General features: G+C 45.1%; 19 protein-coding genes and 2 tRNA genes. 17 read left to right on the forward strand and 4 right to left on the reverse strand.

Going from position 1 to position 19,925, the window contains the following annotated elements:
• Positions 1 to 26 precede the first annotated feature (26 nt).
• The 4 genes from B4F99_RS00750 to B4F99_RS00765 all read right to left on the reverse strand — a co-directional run bounded on the left by B4F99_RS00750 (position 27) and on the right by B4F99_RS00765 (position 3,636).
• Positions 27 to 1,106: a GGDEF domain-containing protein gene (locus B4F99_RS00750; protein WP_290754768.1), complete on the reverse strand. Its 1,080-nt coding sequence runs from the start codon at positions 1,104 to 1,106 to the stop codon at positions 27 to 29.
• 98 nt (positions 1,107 to 1,204) lie between these two features.
• Positions 1,205 to 1,774, reverse strand: a complete 570-nt coding sequence (locus tag B4F99_RS00755) for a 5' nucleotidase, NT5C type (protein WP_251137900.1) — start codon at positions 1,772 to 1,774, stop codon at positions 1,205 to 1,207.
• A gap of 99 nt (positions 1,775 to 1,873) precedes the next feature.
• Positions 1,874 to 2,983: a flavodoxin-dependent (E)-4-hydroxy-3-methylbut-2-enyl-diphosphate synthase gene (gene ispG, locus B4F99_RS00760; RefSeq protein ID WP_035409173.1), complete on the reverse strand. Its 1,110-nt coding sequence runs from the start codon at positions 2,981 to 2,983 to the stop codon at positions 1,874 to 1,876.
• Positions 2,984 to 3,150: 167 nt separating this feature from the next.
• Entirely contained in the window at positions 3,151 to 3,636 is a 486-nt protein-coding gene (locus B4F99_RS00765) for a hypothetical protein (protein ID WP_290754772.1), read from the reverse strand.
• 208 nt (positions 3,637 to 3,844) lie between these two features.
• On the opposite strand from B4F99_RS00765, the gene B4F99_RS00770 reads away from it, so the two are divergent.
• The 17 genes from B4F99_RS00770 to B4F99_RS00850 all read left to right on the forward strand — a co-directional run.
• On the forward strand, positions 3,845 to 5,488 hold the full coding sequence (locus B4F99_RS00770; protein WP_290754774.1) for a Na/Pi cotransporter family protein: 1,644 nt from the start codon (positions 3,845 to 3,847) through the stop codon (positions 5,486 to 5,488).
• Between the two features lie 127 nt (positions 5,489 to 5,615).
• Positions 5,616 to 5,689 (forward strand) — tRNA-Met (locus B4F99_RS00775).
• An 11-nt stretch (positions 5,690 to 5,700) separates the two neighbouring features.
• Positions 5,701 to 5,774 (forward strand) — tRNA-Ile (locus tag B4F99_RS00780).
• A gap of 115 nt (positions 5,775 to 5,889) precedes the next feature.
• Entirely contained in the window at positions 5,890 to 7,350 is a 1,461-nt protein-coding gene (locus tag B4F99_RS00785) for an alpha-amylase (RefSeq protein WP_290754776.1), read from the forward strand.
• Between the two features lie 93 nt (positions 7,351 to 7,443).
• Positions 7,444 to 8,052 (forward strand): superoxide dismutase, encoded by a 609-nt coding sequence (locus tag B4F99_RS00790; protein ID WP_035409166.1) that lies wholly within the window; start codon positions 7,444 to 7,446, stop codon positions 8,050 to 8,052.
• Positions 8,053 to 8,185: 133 nt separating this feature from the next.
• Positions 8,186 to 10,258, forward strand: a complete 2,073-nt coding sequence (locus B4F99_RS00795) for a peptidoglycan D,D-transpeptidase FtsI family protein (RefSeq protein WP_056060174.1) — start codon at positions 8,186 to 8,188, stop codon at positions 10,256 to 10,258.
• Positions 10,259 to 10,483: 225 nt separating this feature from the next.
• Positions 10,484 to 11,428 carry a PstS family phosphate ABC transporter substrate-binding protein gene (locus B4F99_RS00800; RefSeq protein ID WP_290754778.1) on the forward strand — a complete coding sequence of 315 codons (945 nt, stop codon included), beginning with the start codon at positions 10,484 to 10,486 and terminating at the stop codon, positions 11,426 to 11,428.
• An 89-nt stretch (positions 11,429 to 11,517) separates the two neighbouring features.
• Positions 11,518 to 12,459: a phosphate ABC transporter permease subunit PstC gene (gene pstC / locus B4F99_RS00805; protein WP_035409160.1), complete on the forward strand. Its 942-nt coding sequence runs from the start codon at positions 11,518 to 11,520 to the stop codon at positions 12,457 to 12,459.
• A 1-nt stretch (position 12,460) separates the two neighbouring features.
• On the forward strand, positions 12,461 to 13,369 hold the full coding sequence (gene pstA / locus B4F99_RS00810) for a phosphate ABC transporter permease PstA (protein WP_290754780.1): 909 nt from the start codon (positions 12,461 to 12,463) through the stop codon (positions 13,367 to 13,369).
• Positions 13,370 to 13,464: 95 nt separating this feature from the next.
• Positions 13,465 to 14,241, forward strand: a complete 777-nt coding sequence (gene pstB, locus B4F99_RS00815; protein WP_052019099.1) for a phosphate ABC transporter ATP-binding protein PstB — start codon at positions 13,465 to 13,467, stop codon at positions 14,239 to 14,241.
• A gap of 18 nt (positions 14,242 to 14,259) precedes the next feature.
• A complete protein-coding gene (gene phoU, locus B4F99_RS00820; protein ID WP_035409154.1) occupies positions 14,260 to 14,922 on the forward strand; it encodes a phosphate signaling complex protein PhoU in 663 nt (220 codons plus the stop codon).
• A gap of 107 nt (positions 14,923 to 15,029) precedes the next feature.
• The gene (locus B4F99_RS00825; RefSeq protein ID WP_290754784.1) at positions 15,030 to 15,761 is read left to right on the forward strand and encodes a DUF4912 domain-containing protein; all 732 of its coding nucleotides are present in this window, start codon (positions 15,030 to 15,032) and stop codon (positions 15,759 to 15,761) included.
• A gap of 32 nt (positions 15,762 to 15,793) precedes the next feature.
• Positions 15,794 to 17,977, forward strand: coding sequence for a 1,4-alpha-glucan branching protein domain-containing protein (locus B4F99_RS00830; protein ID WP_290754786.1), 2,184 nt, complete (start codon positions 15,794 to 15,796; stop codon positions 17,975 to 17,977).
• 104 nt (positions 17,978 to 18,081) lie between these two features.
• Entirely contained in the window at positions 18,082 to 18,231 is a 150-nt protein-coding gene (rpmG, locus tag B4F99_RS00835; protein ID WP_012369771.1) for a 50S ribosomal protein L33, read from the forward strand.
• A 57-nt stretch (positions 18,232 to 18,288) separates the two neighbouring features.
• The gene (locus tag B4F99_RS00840) at positions 18,289 to 18,834 is read left to right on the forward strand and encodes a 5-formyltetrahydrofolate cyclo-ligase (RefSeq protein ID WP_290754788.1); all 546 of its coding nucleotides are present in this window, start codon (positions 18,289 to 18,291) and stop codon (positions 18,832 to 18,834) included.
• Complete coding sequence (locus B4F99_RS00845; RefSeq protein ID WP_290754790.1) at positions 18,828 to 19,607, forward strand: DUF92 domain-containing protein; 780 nt, start codon at positions 18,828 to 18,830, stop codon at positions 19,605 to 19,607. Before B4F99_RS00840 ends, B4F99_RS00845 begins: the two co-directional genes overlap by 7 nt.
• 165 nt (positions 19,608 to 19,772) lie before the next feature.
• On the forward strand, positions 19,773 to 19,925 hold a 153-nt coding region (locus tag B4F99_RS00850; protein WP_414651128.1), incomplete at its 3' end, for a lactate/malate family dehydrogenase.

Raw genomic sequence — 19,925 nt, forward strand, 5'->3', positions numbered from 1 at the left:
AGAGAAGTGGCTTTTTCATACAGTATTTATGATTGATATAGTCGATATTGATTTCGACCTTGTGTTTTTGCCTCATACAAAGCAGCATCTGCTTGCTTGAAGACCGTTTCAGCGGGTTGATGATGAGCGTAAGCAATTCCAGCAGATACCGTGATCGATACAGCGTGATCCTGCATGACAAATGGCGTTTGTTGAACGGCTGCCACGATTGTTTCTGCTAAATGAATAGGTTCGTAAAGGTCACAATCTGGAATGATGACGATGAACTCTTCACCGCCATATCGACCAACTGTAACAGGTGCGGGACAACGTTCATTCAATACAATCGAAAAATGGCGCAAGACGGCGTCGCCGCCGGCGTGACCATGCGTGTCATTCACACTCTTGAAGTGATCTAAGTCAAACAAGATGACGCCCCAAGAAGCTCTGTTTTTTTCAAGCGTCGTGACCTTTTCCAAAATGACATGTCGATTCGCAAGCCTTGTTAATTGATCGGTCGAAGCGAGATAGGATTGATAAGAGTAAAGAACAAAATGTTGTTGCAGGAGTAGTGACAAACGATAAAACAAAACGGCTCCGCCAATCGTTAAGATGAAATAAGGAATATAAATCGTCCTCCAGGCATCTACAGGGGAATTACTCGTAATCAGTCGCCAAAGAACAAGTAGAGAACCGACTGTCACGATGGCGGTAAAAAAATATCCTTGCCGTGTAATGAACCGACGCCAAATAAATGACAGCATCAAAAAACCGAGTAGCGTCATGACAGAACTAAGTAGGGCATTTATAGAATCGCCATTATCGATTAACAAACGATAAATCAGAAGCATTAATTCCGTCACTGTGATACTGATGTTACCACCGAATAAAGCGGATAAAGCGAGAGGTAACAAACGCAAGTCAATCAGTGCGCCGTTTAAATCGATCGCATGATGCATAAGAAGAATACCGGTGATCCCATTAGCAAAACCAAAATACAGCCGAGTAGACATCATCGAGTCGGGTTGAATCGGTAAACGATCACGAAGCAGATAAAAGGCGAATGTAGAAACGAGAAAAATAATACAAATATTAATAAAAAAGATATTCACTGTAGCAAGCATCATGAAGCACTTCCTAGTTTAAAATTTAAAACGAAAAGCATTGTAAGATATCTCAGAGTTCAATAACGTAAAAAATGGAAAAAACAGCCTAATCGGCTGTTTTAACGAATCGGTGCAAATTTTTGAATCTCTTGAACGGCCTCATTCCATGAAGCGACACGAATAACATTATTCGGTACGGCTTTACGGTTATAAGGTGCGTCGAACAAAATCACAGGGATGAATGTATCTTCTGCGATCTGCACAGCATTCTCTAATCGATCTTCCATAAACAAATCGAGTGATAAATCACGGACGACTTGTACTTTGTCGTGTGATCCCGTCATGATTAAGGAATCAAGAGGAAGTTCATGTTGTTTGATCCACTCTTCAGTTACAGGACGAACGAGTTCCGATCGTGCTGTCACGTAATGGAGATCATATTGCTTCCGCAAATTCCATAAGTGGTGGCGAACATGTTCTTGAGGGATGGACTCACGATAAATTCCTGTCTCGTGACCGGAGTTCACCATGTAGTCCCAAAATTCGATTTGATTCATATCCGTATACGTATGCAATTCATATTCAGACGCCTGATTGAAGTCAATCGACGTTCCGAGATGTTTATTCATGTAAGTGAAGCAAGAGGATGGATGTGTGATCGTTCCATCGATGTCGATTCCAATTTTCATTTACAGTCACCCACGTTCTAAGAATTTTTCTTCACTTAGTATAACATAGTCGAAATCGAGATACGAAAAAAGACTCCTCATCAAAGAGGAGCCCCTATCTTATACGTGATTTGCTTTTTCGGCTTCTTTTTCAGCCTGTTTTTCGAGGACGATGGCATCAATCTCTTTTTTCAATTCTTCGACCATTGTTGCTTCTGGTACTTTACGAATGATTTCTCCGTGACGGAACAACAATCCTTCGTTGCGAGCGCCGGCGATACCGATATCGGCTTCACGTGCTTCACCAGGACCGTTGACTGCACAACCAAGAACAGCAACTTTGATGTTCGCTTGGATATTTTCGATGTAGTCTTCGATTTCTGCAGCGATCGACATCAAATCGATTTCGATCCGACCACATGTTGGACATGAGATCAATGTCGCCGCGTTGGCTGCGAGACCAAATGATTTCAAGACTTCTTTTGCGACTTTTACTTCTTCGACAGGGTCTGCTGAAAGAGATACACGAACCGTGTTTCCGATTCCGCGTGAGAGGATCGCTCCAAGTCCTGCTGCTGATTTTAATGAACCAGAACGAAGTGGACCCGATTCCGTAATCCCGACGTGAAGTGGATAGTCAAACGATTCAGAAGCAAGTTGATATGCTTCAAGCGCCAACTGAACGTCTGATGCTTTCAATGAAACGATGATGTCATGGAAGTCGAGATCTTCAAGGATCTTGATGTGGTGCAAGGCACTCTCGACCATACCACGTGCTGTTGGATAACCGTATTTTTCGAGAATGTGCTTTTCGAGTGAACCAGCGTTTACCCCAATCCGGATTGGGATGTTTTTCGCTTTTGCTGCTGTCACGACGGCTTCGACTTTTTCGCGGCGACCGATATTACCTGGGTTGATCCGGATTTTATCGACGCCAGCTTCGATCGCCATGAGCGCGAGTTTATAGTTGAAATGGATGTCTACGACAAGCGGAATGTTGATTCGGCTTTTGATTTCTGCAAGTGCGAGCGCATCACGTTCTTCTGGACAAGCGACGCGGACGATTTGGCAACCAGCTTCTTCAAGACGTAGGATTTCAGCGACTGTCGCTTCGACGTCGTGTGTTTTAGTTGTCGTCATACTTTGGATGATGACTTCATTATTTCCACCAATGACAAGGTCCCCTACACGAACGGGACGAGTCTTAGAGCGATGGACCATTTTCGGCATATCGAAAATCTCCTTTTGTGGCATACCGCCATATTGTTTATGTTTACCTTTTCTATCATATCGAACTATTCCCTAAAAATCGAGAAACAAGAACGAAAATCGAACATTTACAATTGTTTAATGAAAGTAAGGCGTCCGTCAATCCGTCGGACGCCTGATTTTGATACTCATCGAGATTTACGTGACGCGCGAGGTTTCGGGGAACGGGCGATCCATAATGGCGCCAACGTGTAAACGAAGTGCCCGAGGATAAGTAAAGCGACTCCTATTTGATGATGCCCCAATTGGTAAAGAAGCATGCCAAGGGGGAAGGTCCATAGATTCGTTGCAACTGTGTAAGGGAACGTCTGACGATATGCCCATGTGCGGGGGAGTAACAGACGAACGAATCCTTTCGTCAGATATGCCATCAAGAGCAAATACAGCAAGACGGCAATAGCGATGAAGATGAAGTGAAGAACGAACCAAATCACGATTGGGATATCTTTTTGTAAAAAGAAGGAATCAATAATCGTCGTCCACAGTGAAATCCAAGCTAATCCACAAAAATACAAAGAAACATCTGCTAGGCGAAGGCGTAAAAATGAGCGATTTGGAATTAGCGAAGTGTGTAAGTAATTAATTAGTTGACGTAAAAAAGACAAGAATATCACTCTTTTCATTGTTTTATAACAGAATTTTAAATTGTATTAAATGCTTAAGAATAAAGGTTTTTTTGTGATAGTACAGATTAATAAAACCTTAACAATCGGATGTCGTAAAAACTATTTACAAGTTCATTAGACCTTTACATAATAGGGGAGTCGAAAAAAATAAACTTTACAAACACATCAATCCACATCAAATAAAGGAGCTGGCAAGATGAACTATGATTTGCAGGAAATGATTTTCACCTTCATCGGTGGACTTGGGATTTTCCTTTTCGGTATTAAGTATATGGGAGATGGTCTCCAAAAAACAGCGGGAGACCGATTACGTTATATCCTCGATAAGTATACGACGAATCCACTATTAGGTATCTTAGCAGGTATCGTCGTCACGATACTGATTCAGTCGTCCTCCGGTACGACCGTTATCGTCGTTGGACTCGTTAGTGCGGGTCTGATGAATTTACGACAAGCGATCGGTGTCGTCATGGGAGCGAACATCGGTACGACGATCACTGCCTTCATCATTGGCTTCAATGTTAAAGAAGCGGCACTTCCCGCTATCGCTATTGGTGCTTTTTTGATCTTTTTCTTCAATAAAGAACGTGTTCAGTATATCGGACAGATTTTCTTTGGTTTCGGTGCGTTGTTCTACGGTCTCACATTGATGGGGGACGGGATGGCTCCACTTGAATCAAGTGCTTGGTTCCGTGAATTGACTGTCTCGATGTCGGATAATCCATTACTTGGTGTCTTCGTCGGAACGATCTTTACTGTTCTTGTCCAGTCGTCGTCAGCAACGATTGGTATCTTACAGGAGTTGTACGCTGGTGGCATGATCGATATCAAAGCGGCACTACCGGTCTTGTTCGGTGATAACATTGGAACGACGATTACGGCAGTACTTGCAGCACTTGGTGCGTCGATCGCAGCCAAACGGACAGCCGCCGCACACGTCATCTTCAATATCATCGGAACAATTTTGTTCTTGATTGCATTACCAGTGTTCTCAAGCTTCATCGCATGGATTACAGACGCGCTTGGTTTAGAACCGAAAATGCAAATTGCTTTTGCACACGGAACGTTCAATGTCGTCAACACATTGATTCAATGTTGGTTCATCGCACAAATCGCATGGCTCGTCCAAAAAATCGTACCAGGTACGGATACGACGATCGATTCAAAACCGCGTCATCTCGATCAAAACATCTTAAATCAATCTTCTGCGCTTGCCTTAAACCAAGCGAAACTTGAAGTTTTGCGTATGGGTGAATTCTCAAAAGACGCACTTGCGAAAGCACACCGTTACACGCAATCGCATGATAAAAAAGATGTTTCAGAATCCGAGCAGATTGAATACGCGATCAACCACTTAAATACAGAAGTCACGAGTTATCTTGTCAAAGTAGCCGCACATGATTTATCAGAGCGTGAATCAAATGATCATTCGCTACTGATGCATGCTGTCAATGACTTCGAGCGGATCGGTGATCATGTCGAGAATATTGTTGAATTAATCGACTTCCAGATCGTCAACCGGATTCAGTTCACCACATCTGCGAAGCGAGAGCTTGATGAGATGTATGTCCTGACACAAGAAATCGTCGCTTGTGCGATTCGCGCCGTCGAAGAAGACGATGTCACACGGGCTCGAAAAGTTCTTGAACTTGAAGGGAAACTTGATGCACTCGAACGTTCATTCCGTAAGCATCATGTACTTCGCGTGAATGCTGGTGAATGTACAGGACAAGCGGGAATGATCTTCGTCGACTTACTTTCAAACCTTGAACGAATCGGCGATCACGCTGTGAACATCACGGATCTCGTCCTTGAACAGCGGACCGCATTAACAAACTAAACGAAATACGATTCATCTATGACAGCTGATTTCAAAAAATGAAATCAGCTGTTTATTTTTTTGAAATAGCATATTGACAAGTTTCGCCATATCTCGTAATCTAGTAAGAGTAAGAAACATACATCATGGCGGTGTAGCTCAGCTGGCTAGAGCGTACGGTTCATACCCGTGAGGTCGTGGGTTCGACTCCCTCCGCCGCTACTATTACTTAAGGACCCTTAGCTCAGCTGGTTAGAGCTGACGGCTCATAACCGTCCGGTCGCAGGTTCGAGTCCTGCAGGGTCCATTTGGTTGAACGCTTCTCGTTGCAAACGGGAAGCGTTTATTTTTGTTCGCTCGGGGAATAGTAAAGGTATTGTAATAATATTCATACTATAGTAACTAAGGGAGAGCGAAGAGAGATGGAACGTAACCATACGATGATGCAGTTTTTCGAGTGGCATGTAGAGAATGATGGAAAGCACTGGCAACGTTTGAAAGAACGAGCGCCTGAATTGCGTGCTGCTGGCATCACGTCCGTGTGGATTCCACCAGCATCGAAAGGTCAGTCGGATGAAGATACAGGATACGGCATCTATGATGTCTATGACTTAGGCGAGTTCGATCAAAAAGGAACGGTCCGGACGAAATATGGCACAAAGGATGAACTGGTCGAAGCAATCGAAGTTGCCCATGAGAACGATATCGCTGTTTATGCGGATGTTGTCATGAACCATAAAGCTGCAGCAGACGAACTCGAAACGATTAAAGTAGTAGAAGTCAATCCAGAAGATCGATCGAAAGAAATTTCAGAAGAGTTTGAAATCGATGCGTGGACGAAGTTTACTTTCCCAGGTCGTAATGGAAAGTATTCGGATTTCGTCTGGACACACGAATTCTTCAATGGAACGGATTTTGACGCGCGCGAAGAAAAAACAGGGATCTTTAAGATTTCCGGAAATAATAAAGATTGGAACAACCAAGTAGATGATGAGTTCGGCAATTATGACTATCTCATGTTTGCAAACATCGACTACAATCATCCGACGGTACGGGAAGAAATGATTCGTTGGGGACACTGGTTCAAGGACACGATCGATTGCCAAGGCTTCCGTCTTGATGCAATCAAGCATATCAACTATGAATTTGTCCGTGAATTCGCGAAATCGATGATGGAAAGCAGCGAAGGCGATTTTTACATGGTCGGCGAGTTTTGGAAGTCAGATCTCGACGATTGCCGTCATTTCCTGGACAGTGTCGACTACACGATTGATTTGTTTGATGTTCCGCTTCATTATAAATTCCATGAAGCTTCCAAGCAGGGAGAAAAATTTGATTTAACGACATTGTTTGCGGATACGCTCGTCGAGTCGCATCCGACGAATGCCGTGACGTTCGTCGACAATCACGATTCACAGCCTGGCGAGTCGCTAGAATCATGGGTGGATGACTGGTTCAAGCAACATGCCTATGCAGCGATCTTGTTACGTAAGGACGGATATCCATGTGTCTTTTACGGGGATTACTATGGCGTCCAAGGACCGACCCCTGTCGAAGGAAAAAAAGAGATGATCAATGCCCTGCTCTATACGCGCTATCATAAAGCATACGGAGAACAACAGGATTATCTTGATGACCCGCACTGTGTAGGCTGGGTTCGTCTTGGTGTCGATGAAATCGAGAACTCAGGTTGTGCCGTGTTGCTTTCGAACGCCGACATGTGCGAGAAACGCATGTTCGTCGGTGAAGAGCGAGCGGGTCAAGAATGGTTCGACTATACAAACCATCAAGATCATCCAGTCGTGATCGACGAAGAAGGATTTGGTGTCTTCCCGGTACCGGGCGGAGGCGTCTCTGTTTTTGCTCCGCGAGAAGTCGAGTAAATCCGAGGGTCTTGACTTGCGTCAACACAGGTACTTTTGCTAGTCTTAAAGGGTATTGAAGTTTTCGAAAATAGCACAAAGGGGGACATGAACATGTCAAAATTTGAATTACCAGAACTCGGCTACGCTTATGATGCGCTTGAGCCACATATCGATGCTCGTACGATGGAGATTCACCACACGAAACACCACAACACGTATGTCACGAACGTGAATACGGCGCTTGAGGGTACAGAACATGAAGGAAAGTCACTTGAAGAACTTCTTCAAAACTTGGATGCTCTCCCAGCAAACATTCAAACTGCAGTCCGTAACAACGGTGGCGGTCACTGGAACCACTCATTCTTCTGGAAATTGCTGAAGAAGAACGATGGCGCAGCTCCGACAGGAGAACTCGCAACAGCAATCGACGAAGCATTCGGATCATTTGATGCATTCAAAGATGCGTTCGCAAAAGCAGCAACAACTCGTTTCGGTTCTGGTTGGGCTTGGTTGATCGTTGACGGTGGGAAATTGGCAGTCGTTTCGACTCCAAACCAAGATACACCAGTCATGGAAGGCAAAACGCCAATCCTTGGTCTTGATGTTTGGGAACATGCATACTATCTCAACTATCAAAACCGTCGTCCGGATTACATCAATGCATTCTTCAACGTCGTTGATTGGGACCACGTAGCGAAGCTTTACGCTGACGCGAAGTAATGGAAAAAAGCGTATCGTTCAATTGTGAACGATACGCTTTTTTTAATACGGAAAATCATGGGATAGGTTGTTATGGAAAGTTTCCTTCTATATAATGAAACAAGATGACTTTTGAACGATAGGGGAGTACGCCATGGCTAAACGAATCACCGTACGAGGAAGACGGCGTAATCATCTGCCGCTTCGTCTGAATTTAATGTTCTTCGTCGTTTTTTTATTGTTTGCGATTTTGATTTTCCGTCTAGGAGTCGTTCAAATCGTCAATGGTGAAAAAATTTCGCGGGAAGTCCAAAAAACGGAGATGACTGCATCAAAGTATGAAGTACCACGTGGTAAGATTTATGACCGGGATGGTCGTCTACTTGTCGATACAATTTCTAAATACTCCATTGTATATCGTCGCGCACAATCGACGAAAGTAGATGAACGTATTGAAATCGCGCAGCGTCTCGCAGCAATCATTGATCTACCTAAAAAAGACTGGAAAGTCACGGAACGTGACATCAAGGATTTTTGGGTCGCGACGAACACGGAAGAATCGGATCGTCGTTACCAAGCAGCAGTGAAAAAGAAGTATCCTTCGACGGAAGCGCAAAGTAAGCTTTCGATTGCGGAACAAGATCAAATCCGCCTGGATGCGATCACGAAAAAAGATATCGATTATGATGACAAGACAATGGAAGTCATTGCGATCAAACATAACATGGAAGTCGGTTATGCACTTGATCCACAACTCGTCAAGCTCGGTGCGTCTGCAAAAGAGATGGCAATCATCGATGAAAATTTAGAAGATTTGAAAGGTGTATCGGTTGAACCGTTTTACGAACGCTCTTATCCGTATGAAGGAACACTTCGCAATATCTTCGGAAAGTACTCGAAGATTCCGGCAGAACAACAAGCGGAGTTCAAAGCAAAAGGATATAGTTTGAATGATCGTGTCGGGACTTCGTTCCTTGAGCAACAGTACGAAGATCTTCTGCGCGGGAAACCGGCATACGATGTGTACGAAACGTTTAATGGAGAACCGGTCGGTGATCCAAAACGTGAAGAAGGCGAGTCCGGGAAGGACCTCGTTCTAACCGTTGATGCGGAATACAATAAAAAAGTAGATCAAATCATGCAACAAGCGATCAAAATGGGTCGTGGCATGGGTAGTCGTTATTTAAAAGAAGGATATGCCGTCGTCATGAATCCACAAACTGGTGAGATTTTAGCGATGTCAGGTCAAAAGCTTGATCCTTCGACTGGGAAGTTCACGGATGTAGCGATTAATAATGTCTTGACGTCTCTTCAAATCGGTTCAACGATAAAGGGTGCGACAGTTGCGATGGGACTACAGGAAGGTGTCATTCGTCAAAACGAAGTCATCAACGATGCACCGATCACAATCGGAGGTACAAAAAAAGGATCATATGTTAACATGGGACCGATTACGGATTTAACGGCGCTTGAGCGCTCGTCGAACGTCTATATGTTTAACATTGCGATGCGGATGGCGAAATATCCGAGCAATGGGATTGCTGGTGCGAGCGTGGATGGAGCAGCTGCCATCATGCAGAATTACTATAGTCAGTTCGGTCTTGGGGTGACGACAGGTGTTGATTTGCCTTACGAAGCAAAAGGTGTTCAAGGGACGCCAGACCGTGTCACGTTGTTGATGGACCGAGTCATTGGTCAGTACGATGCCTTTACGCCGCTTCAAGTCGCGCAGTACATTTCAACACTTGCGAACGGTGGTTATCGAGTTCAGCCTCACTTCTTAAAAGAAGTATTGGCGTCGAACTCGATTGAAAAGGGTACGAAAAAAGTCGATTACAGCTTTAAAACGAATTATCTGAACCGGATTGAAGTCAGTCAAGATAATATTGATCATGTCCGGGAAGGGTTGCACCGTGTTGTAAAAGGTGAGCGTGGTACAGCCAAAGTCATCGCACAAACTGGAATCGATGCTGCAGCAAAAACAGGTACTGCACAGGTCAGCGTCTATGGGGATGACGGAATCGCCTTACGTGACGGAAGCGGGCAACCGGTTCGTTCGTTGAACTCGAATCTTGTCGGTTGGGCACCGTATGACAATCCAGAGATGGCTTGGGCCGTGTTCCTTCCTTACATGGAGCAAGAGACTGTTAACTCGAAAATCGGTCATGATCTTGTCAAAGCGTACTTCAACGTTAAGGACGTACCGTGGCAGACTAAACCAAATTAACTAGAAACTAAGCGAGAGTGAGCAATCACTCTCGTTTTTTTGTTTGTATTGACCTTTTTTTGTAATGGATTTCGAATTGTAAACACTAAAAAACACGCCTTTACAATTCTTTTACGTTGGATTCATTTCGTTTTAATAGTTCATCCGTAGTATAAGTCTTGTAAGGAAAACGGATAAAAAGTCGTAGCATCGTCAGCGACATACTTTCGAGGAGGAAAATTAATCATGTCTTGGATGAAAAAAACAGCACTCATTACAACGGTAGCATCAATCGCAGTAGTGGGGGCAGCATGTGGTAACGATAAAGGCGGTTCTGCTAGTTCATCTGATTTAAAAGGGAAAATCGCAATCGACGGTTCTTCTACAGTCTTCCCGATCATGGAAGCTGTCGGTGAAGAATATTCAACGGAACAACCTGACGTAAATGTCACAGTCGGTGTCTCTGGTACGGGTGGCGGATTCAAACGCTTCGTCGTCGGTGAAACGGATCTCTCGAACGCATCGCGTGAAATTAAAGAAGAAGAAGCAGCTGAAGCTAAGAAAAACAACATCGAATATACAAAACTTTCACTTGCATATGATGGTCTAACTGTTGCAGTCAGCAAAGATAATACATGGGTAAAAGAACTCTCGCTTGATCAACTCGAAAAGATTTGGCTCGACCCAAACGTTAAGACTTGGAAAGATGTTGATTCTTCTTATCCGGCTGAACCACTGAAGTTCTTCAGCCCAGGGAAAGATTCAGGAACATTCGACTTCTTCTCTGAGAAAGTACTTGAGAAGAAAGACATGCGTAAAGACGTTCAACTGTCTGAGGACGATAACGTACTCGTCAAAGGGGTTGAAGGAACGAAAGGTGCGATCGGTTACTTCGGTTATGCCTACTACGCTGAAAATAAAGATAAGTTAAAAGAAGTACCACTTTCAGCTGAAGGAAAAGATGCTGTCGATCCAACACCAGAAACAATCAAAGATCTATCTTACCCGTTGTCACGTGAAATCTACACGTACGTCAACAACAAATCACTGAACGATAAAAAACAGGTGGCAGACTTCGTGAAATTCGCGAACGAAAACGCTGGAGATTTAGCTGAAGAAGTCGGTTATATTAAAATGCCACAAGATCGTTACGATGAAAACACAAAAGCAATCGAAGATGCAATGAAATAATCATCGAGTCATGAGGATGGCCCAACCGGGGAAGTCTGTACCGGTTGGGTCCCGTTCTCATGTCAAGAAGGAGTAGGGAGCGAAGAAGGATGAATTCAACACCCAATAAATCGGTTCGCGAGCTGATTCAACAGAACCGACAGCAAAAATTCAGTGTGAAAAACGTCATGGAACGCATCATGCCGATCGTTTTATTTCTGTGTGCGTTCGTCTCGGTCGTTACGACCATCGGCATCATTCTCACGTTAGTCATTGAAACCGAGCATTTCTTTGAAGTCGTTCCGTTCAAGGAATTTTTCGGCAGTACGAGCTGGTATCCACTGAACTCTCAACCAGAGTATGGGATTTGGCCGCTTGTCGTCGGTACACTTGAGATTACCGTGATTGCGATGCTAGTGGCCGTGCCGATCGGCCTCACGTCTGCGATTTATTTAAGTGAGTATGCGTCAGACCGTGCACGCCGCATCTTAAAACCGATTTTAGAAGTCTTAGCTGGTGTTCCGACGATCGTTTTCGGATTCTTCGCGTTGACGTTCGTCACACCACTACTCGTTAAATTAATTCCAGGCATTCAAATCTACAATGCGCTCAGTCCGGGGATCGTCGTCGGGATCATGATCATTCCAATGATCGCCTCGATTTCTGAGGATGCGATGAGCTCTGTCCCGAAAAAAATTCGTGACGGTGCGCTCGCTCTTGGTTCGACACGTCTTGAAGTCGCATTAAAAGTCGTTGTTCCCGCTGCCTTGTCCGGAATCATTGCTTCAATCGTACTCGGAATGTCTCGGGCAATTGGTGAGACGATGATCGTGACGATCGCTGGTGGTTCGAATCCGACAGCTGCTGTTAATCCACTCGAGCCGGTCCAGACGATGACTGCGTATATCGTTCAGGTCGCTTTAGGCGATGCTGGATTTGGAACAGTTGAATATTACAGTATCTATGCGGTTGGTACGCTCTTGTTCGTCTTTACGTTATTGATGAACTTACTCGCGAACTGGATCACACGCCGCTTCAGAGAGGAGTATTAAGATGGCCTTACCAGAAAAGCAACCTGTCACAAAAAAAATCATCGACCCGGTCGCAGTTAAGAAATCCATTAGCCAACGCCTCGTCGTCAACAATGTAACGAAAGTCATTTTCCTCGTCGGTCTGTTTTTCGGTCTCGTCGTCTTAGGTATTCTCCTATTCGGCGTCATCCGTGACGGTGCTTCGTGGTTATCACTTGAATTTCTACAAAACGCACCATCTCGTCGTGCGGAACGTGCCGGAATCTATCCAGCGTTAATGGGCTCCATCTTCTTGATGCTCCTGATCATCCCGATGATTTTCATCATTGGTGTTGGAGCAGCAATTTATTTAGAAGAATATGCAAAAAAGAGTCGGATGACATCGTTCATCGAGGTCAATATCTCGAACCTCGCAGGTGTTCCGTCGATCGTCTTCGGATTACTCGGATTAACGTTCTTCGTCCGTAATATGGGCTTTGGTTCGACGTTGATTGCTGGAGCTTTGACACTCGCATTGATGAGTCTTCCGGTCGTCATCGTTTCTTCTCAAGAAGCAATTCGCGCCGTGCCACAAGCGATGCGCCATGCATCACTCGCACTCGGTGCATCGAAATGGCAAACGACGTTCAAAGTCGTTCTTCCGGCATCACTTCCGGGAGTCATTACAGGAATCATCTTAGCTGTATCCCGAGCAATCGGTGAGACAGCACCGTTGATCATGGTCGGAGCTGCCATTTTCATCGCCCGTGCGCCAGAAGGGATCTTCTCAGAGTTCACGGCATTACCGATTCAAATCTACAACTGGACAAGTCGTCCACAAGCGGACTTCCAAGGTCTTGCAGCAGCAGGAATCATCATCTTGATGGTCATTCTCTTGACGATGAACTCGCTTGCGATCTGGATCCGGAACCGATTTTCTAAACGCTATTAATCGAACGAGATAGAAGGGATTTCTTTTAAGGAGGAAGACAGATGATGGATACGAAGCTGAATACGAAATCAGTCGTCACAGAAGGGGCAGAGCGTATGAACCAACCAGTAGTAGCACGCGAGAGCGTCTATAACGTTAAAAATTTAAATTTATGGTACGGTGACGATCACGCGCTTAAAGATGTCAATCTTGATATCAAAAAAAATGAAGTTACGGCAATTATTGGACCGTCAGGATGCGGTAAATCGACATTCATCAAAACATTGAACCGGATGGTCGAACTCGTTCCGATCGTGCGGACGAATGGTGTCATTGAGTATCACGGACGTAATATCTTTGAAAAAGAGTATGGTGTTGAAGAATTACGGACGTCTGTCGGAATGGTCTTTCAGCAACCGAATCCATTCCCAAAATCAATTTACGATAACATCGCATATGGTCCACGTGTCCATGGCGTTAAAAACAAAAAAATCCTTGATGAGATCGTGGAACGTAGTTTACGCCGAGCAGCGATTTGGGATGAAGTTAAAGATCGCTTAAATGAAAATGCCTATGGTCTTTCGGGTGGTCAACAACAACGTCTCTGTATCGCGCGTTGCCTCGCGATCGAGCCGGATGTCATTTTGATGGATGAGCCGACATCGGCACTGGACCCGATTTCTACATTAAAAGTAGAAGAACTCGTCCAAGAGTTGAAATCGGACTACTCAATTATCATCGTCACGCACAACATGCAGCAAGCTGCACGTGTATCTGACAAAACAGCATTCTTCTTGAATGGTGAAGTCGTCGAGTTCGATCAAACAGACCGGATCTTTGGAAATCCGACCGACAAACGGACGGAAGATTACATTTCAGGACGATTCGGATAAGAAGGGGAGACGAGACGAATGGCAGCGAACCGTACAATTTTTGGAGAAAACCTTGCAATACTCGATCAAAAAGTCTTTTTACTAGCACGAAAAACGATGCAACAAATCGCAACGACAGCAGAGGCGCTCGAAAAATATGATCAAGATATCGCACGTGGTGTCATTGCGAACGACAATGAACTCGATGATCTTGAACTCGAAATCAACGATGATGCGATCCTCTTAATCGCGAAGCAACAACCAGTTGCGACGGATTTACGACGGATCATCACGGCGATGAAGATTTCATCGGATCTTGAACGGATTGCAGATTATGCGGGGAATATCTCAAAAGCGGTTCTACGTGTCGAAACATTCCCGTATGTCATCGATATCTCGTTGTTGAAGGAAGCGTTCGAGACATTACTGGATATGACGGAAACTGCAATCGTCGCCTATCGTGATGGAGATGTCGAAAAAGCAAAAGCACTGTCTGATCTCGATAACGTCATTGATGAGACGACATATAAGGCACTTCGCCAGTACATGCGTCATATGTCACTTCAGCCGATCGTCGTCGATGAAGTCATGCAATTCACGAATATTTGCCGCTACATCGAGCGGATGGGTGATCATTTGACGAACGTCGGAGAGCATCTGATCTATCTCGAAAAAGGAAAACATTATGATTTAAACGGATGAATCAAGTAGGCAGGAGGAATTTCCTCTGCCTACTTTTTTTGTAAAGGGATTCGAAACACGTTTGTAGAATAGGAAAGAAGTGAATAATGACAGAGAGGTGATTGGGAATGGGAATGCTTGAGCAAATCATTAAAATGAAGGAACAAGGGCTGACAACAAAACAAATCGCAGCTCAATTGGATACGACTGAAGGAAAAATCAAATATGCTTGGACCAAATATCGTAAATCGTTAACAGAACAACCTTCTGTAGCAGCGCCGAAAGTAAAATCAAAAACGGTCAAGCAGACGAAAAAGTCGACTGCACCGGTATTAGACGTCGTACCGTCTGTGCAAGTGGTACCTTCGCTCGAACGCGACGCGTTTGGAATGGCGACACATTACGAGGATGATATCCTCCATGCCATCGTTCAGTCACCGACAGCGTTATACGTCTACTGGGAATTATCTGAACTGTCGAAACAGTTGCTAGAGACGCACTATCACACGACGTTTGATTCGTTTCGTAAAGAATTACGCATCATTGATGTCACGCTTGTTGAATACGAACAAGGACAGGCAAATCGGACGTATCAATTCGAGCTACCGGAAATGACGAATGCTTGGTTCGTTCGACCAGTCGCCCCGAATACTACATACATCATTGAATGGGGCATTCAAACGATCGACGGGGACTTTGTTCCAGTACTGCGTTCAAAACCAGTCGAGACGCCACGCGACGAACCGGTCACGGATGGACGGTTCGCGGAAGTCGTGCATCATTGGCAATACGGAGAGGTCGAACAACCGGAATGGGTCGAGGTATTACGTCCTTATTCCTATTTCGATCGCGTCCGGTAATGGAATTAGAGAGAGGGAAAGGAAGAGAAGCTATGCGAAAAGGATATTTTTCACTCGTCTTACATGCACATTTACCATATATCCGTCATGAAGAGGCGCATCGTCTAGAAGAACGGTGGATGTATGAAGCGATTTCAGAAACCTACATCCCATTATTGTGGGAGGTCGATCGCTTGTCACGTCCGCTCGACTGGACGGTCAGCATTTCGCCACCCGTCATCGAGATGCTTGCCGATCCATTGATTCAAGAGCGGTATATCGAGCATATCGAGGATACGTTACGTTTGATTCGCCAGGAACTAAAACGAGAGCTTGCTCAAAAGGAACGAGATGCGCTTCTTTTCTATCAAGACCGTTATCAAGACTTATTGAATACGTTCCTTCACTGGGAAAAAGATTTGAACCGCGCATTCCGTCATTACAAGGAGCAAGGTTATCTTGATTTGATTACCTGTACGGCGACGCACGGATTCAGTCCGCACATGTTGTCCGAACAAGCGGCACGTTCTGAAATTCAGACAGGATTGAACTGTTTTGAACGTCATTACGGATTCCGTCCAACTGGTCTTTGGATGCCAGAGTGTGGGTATACGCCAGGACTTGACCGTATTTTGTACGAAGAGGGCATTCGTTATACATTCGTTGACGAACATTCAATCTTAAACGCGGATCCGTCACCGAAACACGGAATCGGAGCACCCGTCTATTCGCCGCACGGTGTGGCACTTTTCCCGCGTGATCAAATCATTTCCGGAAAAATCTGGAGCTCTGTCATCGGATACCCGGGTCATCCGGATTACCGCGAGTTTTATCGTGACCTTGCGTACGATCGAGAGTGGGATCAAATCGCTGAGTTCATGCACCCAGAGGGACTACGTTATGATACAGGGTTGAAATTACATCGCGTAACAGGAGAAACGGATCAAAAAGACTATTACGTCCGTGATTGGGCATGGCAACGGACAAGTGAGCACGCAGCAGACTTCGCACAAGCACTCGGTGAACATTTAGATGCGCATCAAGGACAAAACTTCCCACCATTCCTTGTCACAGCACCATTTGATGCCGAATTGTTCGGTCACTGGTGGTTTGAAGGTCCCGACTTCCTCGGTAAAGCGATGGAACGTTTAGAAGATCAAGGAATTGAGTCGATTTCACCGGCGATCTTCCTCGAACGTCACTTCCAAGACATCGACACGGCACATGTCGCGATGGGAACGTGGGGACGAAAAGGCTACGCGGAAGTCTGGATCAATGAACGGAATGACTGGATGATTCGTCATCTCCATCAACTTGAGAAGAGACTAGCAGGTGTCGTAGCCCGAAATCGTCATCAAGATGCGTTGACTGTCAAAGCAAAGCGTCAACTCATTCGAGAATACCTCCTCGCTGTCTCGAGCGACTGGCCGTTCATCCTCGATGGACAGACGACAGCTCAATATGCTGCGAATCGTTTCCGGGAGCACATCCTACGTTTTGAAGAAACGGAGCGTCGCCTGGATGCTGAGGAGCTGACGGTGGAATGGTTGGATGATCGATATCGCGAATATCCTTTCCTTCAAGATTCAGATATTGAACCGGATGTCTTCTTGACAGCACATGATTACTACGTGGCAGTGAAGCGTGAGAAATCTTGGAATACGGACGCCATCTTGTTGTTCGTCCGACAATATGATGCGTCAGACCGGCCGGCTTCGGAGCTCGCTCGACGACTTGCTGCTGCTGGTGAGAATGTCTATGTCGTCACGGAACATCCAGAAGCGTATCGATTTGAAGAAGGTGTTCATGTTTACGGAGTGCAAGTGACGGGTCTACCGCTCGTTCAGACCTATAACCAACTGGCGGCACTAAATTTAGCATTCTTACGCCAAGCGCAAGCCTTGAGTAAGATCGTTGATTTCGCAGTCATCCACAACTTCAACATGGAGACCGCATCAGCTGCCCAAGCTATCGCGAAGATGAAAGAGTTGCCACTCGTAAGTAACGTCTACGATGTCGAAAGTGAGCGTTCTCCTGATCGTTCAGGTGGTCTGGTCGTTGCCTTAAAACGACTTGAAGGAGATGCGTTGCGCCAATCAGCGGTCGTTTATCTAGAACGAGAAGAGTCACGTCACGGGGTGGAACAAGAGTATCACGTCGAAAAGAAGCCACTGCGTTTTGAAGAGAACCTTGAAAAACCATATCAACACGTGACGAATCCGAAAAAGAACGGATGAACAGTTGCAATTCCTTTCCTTTCTTGGTACGATACTTGAGTATGCTTAACCTTATGTAAAGCAAAATCACTTGATACATCGAGAGCTAGATAGGAGGGAATCCCATGCGCGTTAAAATCACATTAGCTTGCACTGAAACTGGTGACCGTACTTATATCACTAAAAAGAACAAGCGTAACAACCCAGAGCGTCTTGAGTTGAAGAAATACAACCCACGTCTCCGTAAGCACACACTTCACCGTGAAGTGAAATAATTGAGATGGAAGCCGTCACTTCGTGTGATGGCTTTTTTTGTGGAAAGGAAGACAGTCATGAACAAACAAGAAGTACGCCGTCTGATCAAAGAAAGATTAGATGTAATGGAGAATCGTACGGAGAAGGAACGGTTGATTTACGAACATGTTTTGTTGTTGCCTGAGTGGCAACAAGCGACATGTGTCGCGATCACATTAGCTTTTCGAAATGAATGTGATACAAGAATGCTGATTGAACAGGCGTGGCAAGAGGGCAAGACGGTCTTGATACCAAAAGTAGTGGGAGACGAGATGGTCTTTTATGAACATGGACCAGAAGATCAACTTCAAGCAAATCAGATGGGAATTGCTGAACCGACCGCTTCAGCACGTCGGGCTTCACTTGCTCAAGCAGAGCTTTGTCTCGTTCCGGGTCGTGCCTATCGACGGGACGGATATCGTTTAGGGTGGGGAGGAGGCTATTACGATCGTGCACTCGTGACCTATGCAGGATGTAAAGTATCGATTGCCTTTTCCGAACAACTTCTTTCCGATTTTGAAGTAGAAGCCTTTGATATCCCCGTTGACCTGATCGTCACTGATTTAGAGGTCATCCGATGCTGAGCGCGACCATTTTGTTTTGTCTATTGCTTGCTTGGACCGGACGATCTTTTCATTTATTGACGACAAGTGGTGCGATCATGACCCTGCTCGTCGGTAGTGGTGTCTCATTTGGATTTGGATGGCAAGGATTAGTAGTACTCTTACTATTCTTTGGTAGCTCGAGCTTGTTATCGAAGGTTGGACGATCCAGAAAACAATCGGTCGACTCCATCGTTGAGAAAGATGGCGCGCGTGACGGATGGCAGGTTCTTGCGAATGGAGGGGTAGCGTTCGTTGCTGCCTTAGCGTATGCCATGACGATGGATTTTGCGTATCTCTTGTTATTTCTATTCGTCATCGCAGCATCGAATGCTGATACGTGGGCATCCGAAATCGGGCCGCTCTCAAGACGTGATCCGTGGTCGCTCAAAACGTTACAGCGGGTACCAGCAGGGACGAGTGGAGCGATGTCGCTAATTGGAACGGTCGGTACGATTGCAGGAGCTGCATTCATTGCGGTAGCAGCGCATTGGATATTTTCTCTTTCTTTAAGAGACGTCTTACTCGTAACAAGCATCGGTGTACTCGGGAGCCTACTGGATACACTATTTGGAGCAGTAGGGCAACGCGTTTACCGATGTTCGGTTTGTGGGGAATACACGGAAAAGCGAGAACACCATGGTCAACCGACCGTTTACGTTTCAGGCATTCGACTTTTAGGGAATGATGCTGTCAATGTCTTAACAAGTGGTTTAGCGAGTGGAATCGGGTTTATCATCATTCGATTCTGGTAACTGGAAAGTATATGAGTGTGTAATTCCTTATGTTAGGATATCAATGACACAAAATGGACAAATGTGATTAATTTCACATGATACAAAGAATGTGAAAGATGTTACAATTTATTTGTGAGATAGTTAACAAACTTTTAGGACGAATGAAAGGGTGGACATAACGATATGGAATTACATGCGAAAGTGACACGGGTAGCCCTCATTGGAGCTGGTGCAGTTGGTTCAAGCTTTGCTTATCAGATGTCAACAGCTGGACTTTGTGAAGAACTTGTCATCATTGATGTCAACAAAGCCAAAGCAGAAGGCGAGGCAATGGCA

The organism is Exiguobacterium sp. UBA3491, assembly GCF_002377745.1.
GTDB lineage: Bacteria > Bacillota > Bacilli > Exiguobacteriales > Exiguobacteriaceae > Exiguobacterium_A.

Excerpts from the sequence above, each read along its gene's own strand:
- B4F99_RS00785 (WP_290754776.1), top strand. The coding sequence starts at position 5,890 with ATGGAACGTAACCATACGATGATGCAGTTTTTCGAGTGGCATGTAGAG.
- B4F99_RS00825 (WP_290754784.1), top strand. The coding sequence starts at position 15,030 with ATGGGAATGCTTGAGCAAATCATTAAAATGAAGGAACAAGGGCTGACA.
- B4F99_RS00750 (WP_290754768.1), bottom strand. The coding sequence starts at position 1,106 with ATGATGCTTGCTACAGTGAATATCTTTTTTATTAATATTTGTATTATT.
- pstA (WP_290754780.1), top strand. The coding sequence starts at position 12,461 with ATGGCCTTACCAGAAAAGCAACCTGTCACAAAAAAAATCATCGACCCG.
- B4F99_RS00800 (WP_290754778.1), top strand. The coding sequence starts at position 10,484 with ATGTCTTGGATGAAAAAAACAGCACTCATTACAACGGTAGCATCAATC.
- B4F99_RS00770 (WP_290754774.1), top strand. The coding sequence starts at position 3,845 with ATGAACTATGATTTGCAGGAAATGATTTTCACCTTCATCGGTGGACTT.
- phoU (WP_035409154.1), top strand. The coding sequence starts at position 14,260 with ATGGCAGCGAACCGTACAATTTTTGGAGAAAACCTTGCAATACTCGAT.
- ispG (WP_035409173.1), bottom strand. The coding sequence starts at position 2,983 with ATGCCGAAAATGGTCCATCGCTCTAAGACTCGTCCCGTTCGTGTAGGG.
- B4F99_RS00845 (WP_290754790.1), top strand. The coding sequence starts at position 18,828 with ATGCTGAGCGCGACCATTTTGTTTTGTCTATTGCTTGCTTGGACCGGA.
- rpmG (WP_012369771.1), top strand. The coding sequence starts at position 18,082 with ATGCGCGTTAAAATCACATTAGCTTGCACTGAAACTGGTGACCGTACT.
- B4F99_RS00830 (WP_290754786.1), top strand. The coding sequence starts at position 15,794 with ATGCGAAAAGGATATTTTTCACTCGTCTTACATGCACATTTACCATAT.
- B4F99_RS00795 (WP_056060174.1), top strand. The coding sequence starts at position 8,186 with ATGGCTAAACGAATCACCGTACGAGGAAGACGGCGTAATCATCTGCCG.
- pstC (WP_035409160.1), top strand. The coding sequence starts at position 11,518 with ATGAATTCAACACCCAATAAATCGGTTCGCGAGCTGATTCAACAGAAC.
- B4F99_RS00755 (WP_251137900.1), bottom strand. The coding sequence starts at position 1,774 with ATGAAAATTGGAATCGACATCGATGGAACGATCACACATCCATCCTCT.
- B4F99_RS00840 (WP_290754788.1), top strand. The coding sequence starts at position 18,289 with ATGAACAAACAAGAAGTACGCCGTCTGATCAAAGAAAGATTAGATGTA.
- B4F99_RS00790 (WP_035409166.1), top strand. The coding sequence starts at position 7,444 with ATGTCAAAATTTGAATTACCAGAACTCGGCTACGCTTATGATGCGCTT.
- pstB (WP_052019099.1), top strand. The coding sequence starts at position 13,465 with ATGAACCAACCAGTAGTAGCACGCGAGAGCGTCTATAACGTTAAAAAT.